The 14085-nt window shown below is 43.9% G+C and carries 15 protein-coding genes; 13 read left to right on the forward strand and 2 right to left on the reverse strand.

Translation table 11 applies throughout. From position 1 onward, the window contains the following. Positions 1-122: 122 nt before the first annotated feature. Positions 123-251: a hypothetical protein gene (locus Psfp_RS22430; RefSeq protein WP_282434316.1), complete on the reverse strand. Its 129-nt coding sequence runs from the start codon at positions 249-251 to the stop codon at positions 123-125. A gap of 24 nt (positions 252-275) precedes the next feature. Between Psfp_RS22430 and Psfp_RS02520 the strand changes: the two genes are divergently transcribed. From Psfp_RS02520 to Psfp_RS02535, 4 genes are all read left to right on the forward strand, one after another. Continuing rightward, positions 276-602 (forward strand): molybdopterin-dependent oxidoreductase, encoded by a 327-nt coding sequence (locus Psfp_RS02520; RefSeq protein ID WP_192895237.1) that lies wholly within the window; start codon positions 276-278, stop codon positions 600-602. 96 nt (positions 603-698) lie between these two features. After that, positions 699-1013, forward strand: a complete 315-nt coding sequence (locus Psfp_RS02525) for a type II toxin-antitoxin system HicB family antitoxin (protein ID WP_348981099.1) — start codon at positions 699-701, stop codon at positions 1011-1013. Positions 1014-1348: 335 nt separating this feature from the next. Beyond that, a complete protein-coding gene (locus tag Psfp_RS02530; RefSeq protein ID WP_134216983.1) occupies positions 1349-1525 on the forward strand; it encodes a type II toxin-antitoxin system HicA family toxin in 177 nt (58 codons plus the stop codon). Between the two features lie 54 nt (positions 1526-1579). Beyond that, the gene (locus Psfp_RS02535) at positions 1580-1954 is read left to right on the forward strand and encodes a type II toxin-antitoxin system HicB family antitoxin (protein WP_134216984.1); all 375 of its coding nucleotides are present in this window, start codon (positions 1580-1582) and stop codon (positions 1952-1954) included. A 561-nt stretch (positions 1955-2515) separates the two neighbouring features. Here Psfp_RS02535 and Psfp_RS02540 read toward each other — a convergent pair. Next, positions 2516-3625, reverse strand: a complete 1110-nt coding sequence (locus Psfp_RS02540) for an HD-GYP domain-containing protein (protein WP_134216985.1) — start codon at positions 3623-3625, stop codon at positions 2516-2518. Between the two features lie 946 nt (positions 3626-4571). On the opposite strand from Psfp_RS02540, the gene Psfp_RS02545 reads away from it, so the two are divergent. The 9 genes from Psfp_RS02545 (at position 4572) to Psfp_RS02585 (ending at position 14021) form a co-directional block, all read left to right on the forward strand. Then, complete coding sequence (locus tag Psfp_RS02545) at positions 4572-6407, forward strand: cache domain-containing protein (protein ID WP_153189491.1); 1836 nt, start codon at positions 4572-4574, stop codon at positions 6405-6407. Between the two features lie 39 nt (positions 6408-6446). Continuing rightward, complete coding sequence (locus Psfp_RS02550; protein ID WP_134216987.1) at positions 6447-7004, forward strand: SiaB family protein kinase; 558 nt, start codon at positions 6447-6449, stop codon at positions 7002-7004. Between the two features lie 39 nt (positions 7005-7043). Then, a complete protein-coding gene (locus Psfp_RS02555) occupies positions 7044-7415 on the forward strand; it encodes a DUF1987 domain-containing protein (protein WP_134216988.1) in 372 nt (123 codons plus the stop codon). Next, a complete protein-coding gene (locus Psfp_RS02560; RefSeq protein ID WP_134216989.1) occupies positions 7381-9051 on the forward strand; it encodes a diguanylate cyclase in 1671 nt (556 codons plus the stop codon). The genes Psfp_RS02555 and Psfp_RS02560 overlap by 35 nt, the downstream gene beginning before the upstream one ends. Before the next feature lie 215 nt (positions 9052-9266). After that, positions 9267-10163 carry a prenyltransferase gene (locus tag Psfp_RS02565; protein ID WP_134216990.1) on the forward strand — a complete coding sequence of 299 codons (897 nt, stop codon included), beginning with the start codon at positions 9267-9269 and terminating at the stop codon, positions 10161-10163. Positions 10164-10344: 181 nt separating this feature from the next. Further along, entirely contained in the window at positions 10345-10959 is a 615-nt protein-coding gene (locus Psfp_RS02570; protein WP_134216991.1) for a hypothetical protein, read from the forward strand. A gap of 451 nt (positions 10960-11410) precedes the next feature. Beyond that, complete coding sequence (locus Psfp_RS02575; RefSeq protein WP_134216992.1) at positions 11411-11689, forward strand: hypothetical protein; 279 nt, start codon at positions 11411-11413, stop codon at positions 11687-11689. Positions 11690-12178: 489 nt separating this feature from the next. Next, complete coding sequence (gene sigI, locus Psfp_RS02580) at positions 12179-12934, forward strand: RNA polymerase sigma-I factor (RefSeq protein WP_134216993.1); 756 nt, start codon at positions 12179-12181, stop codon at positions 12932-12934. Continuing rightward, positions 12909-14021, forward strand: a complete 1113-nt coding sequence (locus tag Psfp_RS02585; RefSeq protein ID WP_134216994.1) for an anti-sigma factor domain-containing protein — start codon at positions 12909-12911, stop codon at positions 14019-14021. Before sigI ends, Psfp_RS02585 begins: the two co-directional genes overlap by 26 nt. The last annotated feature ends 64 nt before the right edge of the window (positions 14022-14085 follow it).

Raw genomic sequence — 14085 nt, forward strand, 5'->3', positions numbered from 1 at the left:
GCAAAACATATATTGTGCAATTTTTAAGTTTTTCCAAACAAAAATTGTGCAAATTTTGCAGTTTGAATAGAAATTTTAAGCCTAATTATTGTGCAAATCGCTAGGACAAAGATTCTGCAAAATTACATGTTGTCTTTGGAGGGAAAGAGCAGCGGAGCGATCTCTATCATGTCGTTTTTGCTAAGGATTACGGCACGCTCGATGATGTTTTGCAGCTCACGGATGTTGCCCCGGCCAGTCGTAGTTGACAAGCAGCTGCATATCGCAGTCGCTTATTGAGGGCACGGTTCGCTTATATATGTTTTGAGGAGGCCCAGTTCGACGACAAGGGCAGGATGCTCAATCCGTCCTTCCGTGACTACCGTTTCCCGACCGCGCTAGATATGCCGCAGGTTCAGACCATCTTATACGGCGGTCCCGATGAGGAAGGCCCCTTCGGAGCCAAGGAAGCGGGCGAGGGCACCACGGCTCCAGTCGGGCCGGCTATTGTCAACGCTATCAACAGAGCCACAGGTCTCAAGTTCCACGACCTGCCTGTTACCGCTGAAAAGGTATGGCACGTTATCAAGGAGAAGAAGTCTGCAGAGGCTGCCAACCGATAATATCGAAAAAAGAGGAAACCCGTTGTAAAAATCATTGCTATTATTGACACAGGACAGGGGGACAGATGGCCGAACCAGGAATAAAGATAGAGCTGGTTGAGAAGCGGCAGAGCTTGCCGTGAAGGAAGCGCCTTTCATGCGACGGCAATTTTTAAACCGGAAGAAAAAGGCGGTTATTCCGTGAACTTCCCGGATATTGAAAGCTGCTATACACAAGGGGATGACTTGCAAGACGCTTATGATATGGCAGCCGATGTATTATGCTTAATGCTGTATAATTTTGAAGAAAACAAGGCAGCTATTCCACCGGCATCCGACCCTAATGATATAAAGGTTCAAGATGGTTGTTTTGTTTCTTTGGTGGGTGCTGACACTATGGAGTATAGACGCTTCTATGACAACAAGGAGTGAAAAAGACGCTTACGCTTCCGCAGTGGCTTAATACTATGGCAGAACGTGAGAATATTAATTTTCCGCAGATCTTACAGGATGCATTAAAGAAACGCTTGAAAGTTTAATTTATCTATCATTGCAAGGGTGTTGTTTCACCCTTGTTTTTATATGCTTCTACTTACCTTTATCTATGCGGCTATATTCAACCCTGGCAGAATCACAGAGCTGGGAGTTAGGCCAAAAAAAAGACCCATCTTTCATTTTTAGAAAAAATTACGTAATTTAAATAACTCACATTGACATTACGTAATTTACGTAATATAATGTAAGCGTAGACAGGAGGTACATATAAGGTGAAGCGACGGGACTTAATAAAAAAGCTAGAAGCTAACGGTTTCCGCGAAATAAGGGATGACGGAAATCACACCATCTACAAGGCCCCTGATAAGCGAGCCGTACAAGTCCCGAGACATCGAGAAATCAACGAAAACACAGCCAGACAAATCCTGAAGGATGCGGGGTTAAAATAAATCCCGCCACCTTTGGGTGTTATATAAAGTAAATTAGAAAGGGGTAAAAACCTTATGGAATATGTTTATCCAGCAATCTTTGAACAAAATAGCGATGGTAGTTATACAATTACCTTTCCTGATTTACCAAGCTGTATCAGTGAGGGAAAATCTCTAGGTAATGCTATATATATGGCTCAAAGTGCTTTAACGCAATGGATTGAATATTTACTAGAAGAAAAAGAGAGCGTTCCAAATTCCAGCGATATAAAAAACATTACTACTTCTAAAAACCAATTCGTCAGTCTTGTACGGGCTGAATTACGCGATAATCGTGCAGTACGCCGTACAATCAGTATACCCGGATGGTTGGACGTAAAAGCAGCTGATGCTGGCATTAGCTTGTCCAAGGTGCTTCAGGATGCACTAAAAGAAAGATTAGGCGTATAAATATATAAATTATTAAATACGGCTTAAAAATGGCTCTAAGATGGTGGTACATGCGGCAGCACAAGCCCAGGGCATTACCCATAACAGGCCTGTCTCAGTAATAGGGCAGACCAGTAATATGAAATTAGCCCGGTTATAAGCCGGGTTTTTCTGTGCCATTATTGAGGAAAATATTTTCCCTATTCGGAGGAGCTGAAGTTTAGCCAGGGAAAGACAAATTGTTAGTAGAGGCCTTAAATTCGTTCCACGTTAGCGATTACCACTTTTGGTTGATACCGGTTATAATCATTTATTATTTCAAAATCATCCCAGAAGTAGCTTTAACAAAGCTCTAACTTTGTCACTTACTCCAAGTTCGAAAAGGAAGATGCTTTGGTGTACGAATGCCTGGGTGCGAAGATTGCTATAACATGGAAACAGTTGGAGTAAAAGAAATTATGTAAAAATAGTATTTGTTATTTCTAGTAAATAAGGGTGCATTTATTGTACTTTGAATCTCAGGATTCACCATGGCAATCATACTTGCCTCCGCCAAAGAAAGATAACTTAGACATCTTTCTACTAGATTGCTGTAAAATCGTTCATGAACTTCACACTTCCCACTTTCTCTAAGGCCTTGTCAATTCCCTCTTTTATAATGTCTTCATGTTGTAATAGGCCGTTAATAACAATACTTTTTTCTTGCACCAGATCAATTTCTTCCCTTGAATCTAATAACTTAATAATTGGCCTGAGCGGTAAGCTTGGATTTAACCTGCAGACTCTGCCAACAAAGCCATTACTCAACCTTACTATTGAACCAATGTTGTAAGGCACAATGCATTTCAGAAAAGCTTCCACTACACTTTGCTCAAACATCATGTTGCCGGAAGCCATGATCATTTCGTAGACCTCGTGCGGCGGCATGGCTCTCCTGTATATACGGTCAGTAGTGATGGCGTTATAAACATCTGCAACTGCGCAGATAACAGACATTTCAGCGATTTCCTGTCCCTTAAGACCGCGTGGATAACCTGAGCCGTCATATTTCTCATGATGGTCCAAGACTATGTTGGCGCTTTCGGGGTCAATATCTTCATTGTTGTCTAAAAGCATTTTGTACCCGTATAAAGGATGCTTTTTTATCTCACTGAATTCGTCTGAGTTTAATACCCCCGGTTTATTCAGTATTTCCGGCAATACTTTGGTTTTCCCCAGGTCATGCAGCAAACACCCTGTCCCCAACTGAAGGAGTTTATCCTTTTTGTAGTTCAACCTGATGCCTAACATTAAAGAAAGTGTACATACGTCAACTGAGTGAGCGTATGTATACATATCTGCAGAGCAAATTTCTGTAAGATTTCCAATGATTTTTTTACCACTGATAATTTCATCAATCAGCATTTCCACTTGATTCGTAATGTTCTTAATACTAATCCGGTTTCTGTTCACCATTATCTCATGCTGCACCTTTTTCATGACACTGCAACGCACTATGTCTTCCAGCGCATCACTAAAATCCTCCTCGAACCCGCTATCTATATTAACCGTTAATATCCCGTGACGCCGCAGAGACATGATATATTGTGTTGTCAGGGTTGTCCCCCTGTTTAAGAGTGTCTCTCCGTTACGTCCGTATATCGGGCGGGCCAGCCTCATCCCTGTTTCTATGAATTTTGTGGAAATCCTCATGACAATCGTCTCCTCAAAATGAACTATATCTAAGTGCAGATGAAAGGCCTGGTTTTTAGTTTTATAAATAGCTTACTTATCTTACAGCTGACTCTAATCCAAACGGAATATGACGTTTATTTTTTTAAGATAAAAAACTATTAAAGCTTCAAATTTCGCTAGTAAAGATTGTTTTAGAAATACAATAATAGTAAATTAAAAATCTGTCCAGGAAAATAGTCCCATTTGTTAATATATTAAGTATCTGCAGGAAATAAAGCTTATTAATGGAAATTATGATTTTATACATATTTGTGAGTCAATGAGACAAAAGGGGGATAACAATGGAAAATCTCTGCAGTTAACGACCGCGGTTTTAAAGTAGTCAGTATAGTTGGGCGTCTGGATACTGTCACCGCGCCGGATTATGACAAACAATGTGCGGTATGGGGTTGCAGCGGAGATGGAAACATCATCGTAAGTTTTGCAGTAAAAATCATAGACACTCACCTTGCAATGTATAAATAAACTCACCCTCAACATTTTAAAGGGTGAGTTTTTATTTATGCCCTCTAGTTCACGAATTTGTATTTATATACAAGGGCGCCTTCAAATGTTTTCTGTAACTCATAATTAGTTATTTGTTCTGCTTTGGTTTTCTGATATTTATTATACTATCCAATACCCTTTATAATTCCATTAATTTTAAAATAATATCATTTCTGTGATTGTTTAACTTCAGATGGAAGGAAAATTAAGATAAAACAGAGAATTAATTTATTAAAATTTGGAATATGGAAATTATTGCATTATGGCCTTCATCTGAAGTCGACCGGAGGAGAGAAACCAATCCTGATGGAATTTTTGACGGACGGCTAATTAAGAGGTGTGATTATTGCATTTTAATAGTTTGAGGCCAAAATTTATATTTGTTACCTGCTTAATTTGTCTTACCTGCCTGTTTATCGTGTCCCTGGTAAGCTATCTTGTCTCGTATAAAATAGTAAAAAATGAAGTCAATCAAAAAGCTCTTGAATCGGTGATGAAGTATGCTAACCAGTTCAACAGCTGGTTTGTTGAGCAGGGCAGTATTGTGAACAGCATCGGCGAGGATCTTGAGATCAACGGTGATTTTAGCGACGCGTATTTGCTTTATTACTTGTCCAGCAAATTGAAGCGACAAGAGACATATGTTATTGATTATTATATGGGTTTTCCTACCAGAGACCGGCCATTTATCGATGGTTCCGGCTGGCTTCCCCCAGCGGAGTTTGATTGCACTACAAGAAAATGGTATAAAGGCGCGTTGAAAAATGATGGATTGGTTTATACTACGCCATACCTTGACGCCAGCACCAAGAAGATGATATTTACCATATCCAGACCGGTTAAGCAAGATGGAAAGCTTATTGGAATAGCGGCCGCGGATATACTGGTGACTGATCTGATGCAGCTTGCCGAACAGTCAAAAACAGAGGAGGCCGACTATGCGTTTTTGTTGGATGACCAGCAGAACTTTCTGGTGCATCCGGAAAATAGTATTCAACCTAAGCCCGATGTTCTGGAGAAAGCTGACAGCGTTATGGGCGGGCTGTATCTACCGCTCGTTGAACAAATTAGAACCGAAAATTATGGCATAGTGGAACTGGTGGATTATGACGGGATTAACAGGTTTTTTGTTTTAAGTCCCATTGAGTCTACCAACTGGACCTTTGGCGTTGCCATACCAAAATCCCAATATCTAAAAGCCATAGACAAGCTGTGGCTGGGGTTTGCAACCGCCCTGGTTGTTTCTCTTGGTATTGGGGTCCTGGTTATTCTGTTTTTCATCAATACCTTACTAAAACCTATAGTAAAGCTTAAAGAAGCAGTGAACAGATATTCGCAGAAGGATTTTAGCAGCCGTTCTCCGGTTTTAACCAGTGATGAAGTAGGTGAGCTTAGCCGGAGTTTTAATATGATGGCGGATACTATTCAAGAATATAACCGGACCTTGCAGCAGCGGGTCGAGGAACGGACCAGAGAACTGCACGAAAAAAATGTGCGGATCATGCAAAGCATCGACTACGCGCAGAGGATACAGTCCTCAATTCTACCCGACCTGGAGGAAACCCTGGGCACAGCTGCCAAAGACTATTTCATCATTTGGAGACCAAGAGACATTGTGGGTGGTGATTTCTACTGGTGCAAGAGAAACGGCTCAAACCTGTATCTTGCCGTAGCTGACTGCACCGGCCACGGGGTTCCAGGGGCTTTGATGACGATGACGGCCAGCGCTATATTGGATAGGATAACTGATGATGCTGAAGGCTTTGGCCCGGCGTATATTTTGCAGAGACTCAATAAGCTCCTGAGAGAAACCCTGCGCCAGGATAATCCGGGCGCCCTAACCAACGACGGCTTGGATATCGGACTTTGCCTGATTAAACCGGCCGAAAACAAACTGATTTACTCGGGCGCCAGGCTTACGCTCTTCTATTGCCGGGATCCTGAAGTATTTGAAATCAAGGGTGACCGGCAAAGTGTGGGCTACAAGGAATCGAAAATTGATTATCAGTTTACCAGCACAGAGATAAGCCTGGCAGCAGTAACTGCCTGCTATCTGACCACTGACGGGCTATTTGATCAAAACGGCGGGGAAAGCGAACTCGGCTTTGGTTCCAAACGCTTCAAGGAAATAATTATGCAAAATCAAGCAAAACCCCTGTCTGAACAGAAAAGAATATTAAACGAGGTGTTGGATGAGTTCATGGGAGAGGAAAACCAAAGAGACGACATTACCGTGCTCGGGTTCAAGATTTAAGGGCCGGATGACTATAGAAATGGAAAGGAGATGGCCATTGTGTTGAAAGAAAGCCTGACCGATTTAAAAAGCAAACTTGTTGAACATGGTATTTTGTTGACTTTTTCAGGTCCATTCTCACAGGAAATCATTGAAGTTCTAGGTGAAGCAATTCAAAAACACATTATGTCGGATGATAACATAAAGAGCAATACCTTGAATGTTTTCTCGGTTTTTATTGAGCAGACCCAAAACATCAGAAATTATCTGGGCAGTAAGCGTTTTGAAAATGAACTGCCGAGTTTTCTTAACTCAGGCATGGTGACTATTGGGAAAGCCGGTGACCGTTACTTTGTAGCTTCCGGTAATATGAGTAAAAAGGAAGATGCCAGAGCGCTTGCTGACAGAATTGAGGAACTAAATGGCATGGATAAAGGGCAATTGAAAGCCGCCTATAAAAGCCAGCTGAAAAAATCAAGAATTGTTGTTGATGGGGAACCCGGCGGCGCCGGCCTGGGGCTCCTGGAGGTTGCCAGAAAAGCATCCGCGCCCATTGAGTGTTCGATAGTATCCAAAAATGAGCGGTATGACTATATAACCATTAATGTGTATATTTAACAATATGTGAAGGGACAAAAAATTAGGAGGGGTGATAACTTGGTCGGAATAAATATAGAGGCAACCAAGTCGACGCCGGAGATAAAGTTTGCCGGGAATACCCTGACGATCAAGGGGCAATCATACCCGGAAAATTCGGTTAGCTTTTATGCTCCGGTTTTCGCCTGGGTGGATGAATACCTGGAAGAGCTTGATGAGGGAAAAGCTATCTTTGAGTTTAACTTGATTTATATAAATACCAGCAGTTCCAAATGCATGATGGATTTCATCGATAAATTGCAAGAGGCATTCAGCCGTGGGAAGCAAGTCATGATCAAGTGGTACTGTGATCCTGATAACGAAAGCCTGCTTGAGTGTGCTGAGGAGTTCAAGGAGGATGTTGAATTCCCGTTCGAAATTATTCTCGTTTAAGGATATTGATAACATGGGGAAGAATCAAAAATATCGTGATTTGTTTGAGGCTGAAAAGAACGTTTTGAATGATGCCCTGCAAAATATTTCATCAGGGGAATATAAAGACAATTCTCTCCTGCCTCACTACAGGCAACTGGCGCTAAACTATAAAAAGCTGCTGAAGCTCAGTGACAAGGTGATAAGTATTAGCGACAGGCAACAGTGGGGCCTTAAGCAGGTCGAAAGCGCGCTCAAAGACCTTCTTGATAATGCTGGTCAGGGATTTTTGACTTTTGGGCAGGATCTGCGGATAGATCGGGAATACAGCGCTGAATGCCGGAGAATATTTAACGCAAATATTGAAAATGCCAATATTCTTGATTTATTGAGAGCCCCTGATGATGAAGAGCAGAATATTCTTTTTGCAAATGTCTTTAACAGTGTTTTTCAAGCTGCAGATGAAACAACAAAAATCAGTTATTTGAAGCGCTTGAAAAAAAAGATCCGTATTAATAATAGATATATCGCTATAGAATACAAGCTTATCAAACGTTTTGAGCAAGAAAGCGAGAAGGAAGCTGTAATGCTGATCCTTTCCGATGTAACTGATAAGCATGCTGCGGAAGAAAAAATAAATTATCTTAGCTACCATGACAAGCTGACCGGTCTCTTTAACCGTGCCTATGTTGACAATTTCTTGTATGAACTTCATGATGAACAGCAATTGCCTTTGAGTTTGATTATGGCTGATTTAAATGGATTGAAGTTGACCAATGATGTTTTTGGGCATGTAACCGGCGACAAACTGCTGAAAAACATCGCCGCGGTTTTTCAGAAATGCTGCCGGCAGAGCGATGTTGTCGCTCGCTGGGGTGGGGATGAGTTTATTATAATTCTGCCTGCAACAAATCGAGAAAGCTGTGAGTCCGTTTGTCAAACAATCAGGCTTACCTGTCAGAAAGCCGAAGTTGATCCGATTGAGCTCAGTGTAGCATTGGGAACAGCTACTTTACATAGCTTCAAGGACGATATGCTGGAGTGGTTTCGCCAGGCGGAAAGTAAGATGTATCAGGATAAACTGACTGAGAGAGAAAATAATCGCCGCCGGATTATACGTGCCCTGGAAAAAAAATTGTGGCGGATAGAACATGAAAATGAGGAGCATTGTCAAAGAATAGCGAGCATGGTTGATAAGCTGGCTGAGCAGCTTAACCTGTCTCCGGATGATAAAAGGGACTTACACCAGATGGCCTTCTTGCATGATATCGGTAAGGGTGTCATCCCGTTGGAAATACTGGAAAAGCCCTTATCGTTAACGGAGGAAGAATGGGAAATGATGAAAAAACACTGCGATGTGGGTTACAGAATGGCCCAGGCCATTAACGAGCCCAAATTAGCAGAAGCAATTCTCGCCCATCACGAGTATTTTAACGGAATGGGCTATCCCCAGGGACGAAAAGGAGAGGAAGTACCGCTTATAGCACGTATTATGGCGGTTGTTGACGCTTATGACGCCATGACCAATAACCGTCCATACAAAAAATCCATTGGTTCAGAAGAGGCTTTAGCTGAACTTGTAAAATTAAGCGGCACTCAATTTGACCCGCAGATTGTCGACCTATTTGTAAAAATGGTACGCAACGCCGGCGATTAGGCGCATGGATCGGTCATGTCATATGAATATTCTTCCTCCATAGGTTCATTAGGATAAACCTGTCATTAAGTGGTTGTCAAAGAAAGGGCCGTCTTAGTCGGACGCTTTAGTTTGAAATGAATGAATTTTTTGTTTTCTTTTGGCAGGGAAAAAGCCTTGTGGCATTGAATAGTCATTTTGTAACAGTGACCATTAATTGAGGAAGGAGTATATGGATGCGGGGTGCTTTGACCGATTATGTGCAGGAAACACGTCCCCAGTTTCTAATCCTAACCCCGGTATGCTGCCTGGTGGGAGCGGCATCCGTCTACTGGAAAAACGGCGCTATCAACCTCCTGTACCTGGCTATCGCTCTCGTCGGAGGGATAGCGGCGCATGCCGCTGTCAACGCCTTAAATGACTATCATGACTATATTAGCGGGCTTGACCTGCACACCACCACCACCCCTTTCAGCGGGGGAAGCGGGCTTCTGCCGGCCGGTCGCCTTTCTGCTACAGCAGCGCTTGTCCTCGGTGCTGCGTGCCTGGGCGTGACATTGGTTGTCGGCGTTTTCTTCCTGGTTGTGCATGGACCGGGACTTTTATGGGTGGGTCTGCCCGGAGTATTGCTGGTAGTTTTGTATACAAAGTATATCACTCGCTCCCCTATTCTGTGTCTGCTGGCGCCGGGACTGGGGTTTGGACCTTGTATGGTATTGGGCACTTATTTTGTTCTGCAGGGTTCTTATGACCTTAATGCCGCAGTTGCTTCACTGATACCGGGGTTTTTGGTCAGCAACCTGCTGCTCCTTAATCAATTTCCAGACATTGAGGCGGACCGTATCGCCGGCCGCCGCCACCTGCTCGTTTTATGCGGACAAAACAAGTGCGCTCTGGTTTACGCTGCTATAGCTATGTTAACTTACGCCAGTATTATTGTGGCGGTAGCCCTGAAGTTATTGCCGGTGTTGGTCCTTTTGGCTCTTTTGACATTTCCGTTGGCGCTTAAAACAATTCAGGGTGTACTGAGAAACAATGAACAACTAACGGTATTGATACCTCTTCTCGGCCGTAACGTGGCGTATACTCTTGCCACACCTTTCCTGCTGGCCATGGGTCTGTTTATGTCCTAGACCCAACCCTTACTTTTAATTGCATTATGTTTTTAATGGCGCCCTTAACCGGGCGCCATTTATTTCATATTTTCAGCTATTATTCAAGTTCTTTTAAGTTCTAATTAAGGTTTTTTTGAGTTTCTGGTGTTAGTATGTTTGCATGGCGTAAAACTTACTTGAAAGCAGGAGGAATGATATTTTGTTTAAGAAATTAGTGTTAGTATCCGCCGCTATTTTAGCCACTGTTTCGCTTGTGGGTTGTGGCGCCGGCGCCCCCCAAAATGCAGCTTCGACCACACCCGCGGCCCAGACTCAGCAAGCAAACGGCCAGACAGCCAATGGTATTGCCTTACCCTGTGATCAACCGGCGTATACTGCTAAAGTCGTGGATGTTGCAAATGATCAAGTAACAATCTATAAGGCTGAGCTAACTGCTGAACCACAAGAGGGGCTTCAAGGAACAAATCAGGGTGTTCCACAAGGGCCGCCTCAAGGGACAAGTCAGGGAGCTCCACAAGGGGAGCCTCAAGGGAGAGCGCAAGGCGCTCCACAGGGGGGTAATGAAAAAGGTCCAGGACCGGGTGGGCAAATGAAGTTCAGCGAACAAGCCGAAACCATTATAATTCCGGCAAGCGCCCAGGTGGTTACAGGCAGTCCGAGGGGCGGCGATATCAGTTCAATAAAGGTTTCTGATATCAAAAAGGATCAAATCATCCAGGTATGGGAAAAGGACGGAGCAATCACCTTTGTCCAGGTAATGGACGATAACCGGAATATGCCCAATGATGGCGCGCAGCAACAAGGTGGACAGTAAAGCAAGTGATAAAGCTCCAAAGGAAAATAATTTGTCAAGCATATTATAAAACCCAATCAGCTTAAAACCTGATGGGTTTTCATGCTTTTAGATTAAGTTAGGATAAGAGTAGCAGGATAATTAGTCCATTATGACGAAATTATTTCACAAGTCTTATGAGACAGATTTGTACACACTTTTTTTAGCGACGCATCTGGGTGCATTTTCAAAGTGGTTCCACATGCCGCTATCGCGGCGCCGGCAGAGAATGAAAACTTAGCGATATGGGTGCGATTTCAATCGCGCACGGCGGACCAGCGCCGGACTTGTTGAAGCTTACGCAACATTTGTGCGAAGCAGTTTAAGGGATCTCCACAGACCCATTTCTATGGGGTCAATGTGCGAATTAATTCGTAGCGACATTTTGAGGCAAGGCCTGTGTATTTTTAGGGTGGATTGCAGGTGATTTAGAGTGGCGGCAACAGGTAAATCTGAAGCAGCCAAGTGGGGATGGCTGTCAATAGCAGTTACAGTACTCGGTGTGGCTATTATTTCGGCGCCTTGGATCCCGGACAAGTATAAAATCATGCTGGCTGTACCGGTTTACGCGATGTTTTTCTATGTTTACTATAAATACCTGCATTTAAAAAAAATGGCCAAAGCTAATACCGGGGCGGTTCAGGACAATGAAAACAGGGCTGCCAGAAGGCAAGCGGAGCGCCGGCAAAAGGGTAAAAATAAATTGCATTGATTTTTCCGGATGAATAGCGAAACCGCGTCTTAAGCAGACGCGGTTTCTTAGTTTTCGACGCGGCGTATTTCATCTTTTGTCAATACAGGAATCAGGTTTAGTTTTACCGCTTCCGTCCCGTCAAAGAAGATATTAAAGAAACCTTTAAGAAGTTTTATTAACATCAAACAACACCTCCATATGTTATTATAAGGTGAACTCATCATAAGATCATTAATGTATTGCTGGATATTTTGGTACAAAGTGATGTGTTAGTATGTTTTGTAATAGTGAAATCCTGTGGCAAGCAGTTTAGCGCCGGAAGACTGTGGGAGGACTTTCCGGGTTTTAGGACGAATAAAAGTGAGGTGAGACAGTTTCCTTGTTAGCATTGCTTCCCCCTTAAATTTATCTTATCCGACGTATATAAGAGCAAAGGGAACATACTCCCTACGCCTACTTAATCCATCGGAAAGAGGTGAGCACCGGTAGATAAAGGGGTGTGAATATTTGTTTCCTGTACAGGATCTGGAAAATACTATCATACTGATCAAAGATGGTGAAAATCTTGCCCGGGAAGATTTTCTAGAACAATGCAAGCCATTTGTGTTTAAAACAGCGTGCCGTATTTCCAGGCGCGCATTGGAGTGGGGTCGGGACGACGAGCTGGCAGTGGCCTTGATTGCCTTTAACGAGGCCATCGACCGCTACCGGGTGGAATCCGGTGTGCCTTTTTTAGCTTACGCCAGGATGGTAATGGGAAGCCGGCTCACCGACCATTACCGGAAGGAAAGCAGGATCGCCCAATCAAGTGTACTTCTACCCCCAAACGGATATGTTTCCGGCAGCCTGGAATACGCCAAATCCTGGGAAGTTTACTGGGAAGAAAAAGCTGCTGAGGAAAGGGAAGAAGAGATAAAGGAGTTTGGCAAGTTATTAACATCGTATGGGGTAACCTTTGAGGACCTGGTAAAATGCTCACCGCGTCACCGCGACACCCGCCAGACTCTGATGCGTGCGGCATGGTCGCTGGCGGAGGAAGGCCCGCTTTTCGAAGAGCTGAGGCAGAAAAAAAAGCTTCCCCTGATGGAACTTGAGAAAAGCACCGGTATTCGTCGCAAAAATTTGGAGCGGGGAAGAAAATATATTATCGCAATGGCTCTTTTAATCAGCATGCGGGAAGAATTTTTATATCTAAGTTCATATTTGAGGATGCCTTCCGGGTTTAAGGGGGATACAAATGAATGCTCACGGGATGGTTGTTAAAATAAAACGCAAAACCTGCATAGTGTTGACTGCGGATGGAGAATACCGGGAGGTTCTACTGCCTGGAGGAGCCGTACCCCGCCTCGGCCAGGAGATTCAACTGGAAAACAGGAGAAAATTGCCTTATCCGAAACAGTTAATGGCTGTTGCCTCACTGTTCATTATTTTAATGGCCGGCTTGCTGTACTTTGGTGAGGCGCCTCCCGCTGCAGCCTACCTGACCATTGACATCAACCCCAGTATAGAACTGGCTGTCTCCACCGCGGGAAAGGTCATCTCAGCCCGCGCCCTGGATGATGAAGGGGAGAAAATCCTGTCTGAGGTCAAGGTGAAGGGCCAGGACTTGCGTGAAGCAGTTAGATTGATTGTAGCGCAGGCAGTTGCGGATAATTATATTGAAAAATCGGGCGATAACGTAATCCTGGCGACCCTTACCGTTGCCTCCGGCGCCGAGCCCCTGGTTGACCTGAATTCGGTTTACGAAGCAATCAAGAGCCCGGTGGAGTCGAGCGGTCTGGAATCAGATGTGATTATAGAGCCGGTCGAGCTGGAACTGCGCCAGGAAGCTGTCGCCTCCGGCATCTCCACCGGCAGGTATCTGCTGCTTAATAAATCAGATAAAAAAGGGTTGCAGATCAGCATAAGCGATATTACCTCGATGAGCCTGGGAAAACTGGAAAAGGAAAAGAAGATGAACCTGGTAGACCTGGTTGCCGGTGAGGATTATGATCGACGGGATAATGACAACAAGCAAGGCCAGGAGAGTGTAACTAAAAATCGCGGCATATATTTTGAACGTCAGAAATCAGCCGGAGATCAAGGAGAGCCGGTAGGAAAGGCCAAAATATCGGAGGAAAAACAAACCCGAAGTAACGCTGGTCTGAAAGATGCAAACGGCAAGGGATCCACAGGCAACGGCGAAGGTAAACATGAGGGCGCTGGGAACAGCGGCCGGGATAAAGACAGATCCGCCGGCAACTCTGACAAAGGCGGCAGCTCTGACAAAGGAGGTAACTCTGATAAAGGAGGTAACTCAGACAAAGGCGGCAACTCTGATAAACCCGACAACAAAAAGCATGACCGCTAAATGCGGCGCTGTCAGGCTCTCATTTTTATGTTGAGTATTAATGACCCGTTACCGGTCTTGGCCG

Origin of the sequence: Pelotomaculum sp. FP, from assembly GCF_004369245.1 — a bacterium.
Taxonomy (GTDB): domain Bacteria; phylum Bacillota; class Desulfotomaculia; order Desulfotomaculales; family Pelotomaculaceae; genus Pelotomaculum_C; species Pelotomaculum_C schinkii.

Bases quoted from the DNA above. Each gene is read 5' to 3' on its own strand.
- Psfp_RS02535 (WP_134216984.1), top strand. From the start codon at position 1,580: ATGGAATATGTTTATCCAGCAATCTTTGAACAAAATAGCGATGGTAGT.
- Psfp_RS02540 (WP_134216985.1), bottom strand. From the start codon at position 3,625: ATGAGGATTTCCACAAAATTCATAGAAACAGGGATGAGGCTGGCCCGC.
- Psfp_RS02560 (WP_134216989.1), top strand. From the start codon at position 7,381: ATGTTGAATTCCCGTTCGAAATTATTCTCGTTTAAGGATATTGATAAC.
- Psfp_RS02565 (WP_134216990.1), top strand. From the start codon at position 9,267: ATGCGGGGTGCTTTGACCGATTATGTGCAGGAAACACGTCCCCAGTTT.
- Psfp_RS02585 (WP_134216994.1), top strand. From the start codon at position 12,909: ATGAATGCTCACGGGATGGTTGTTAAAATAAAACGCAAAACCTGCATA.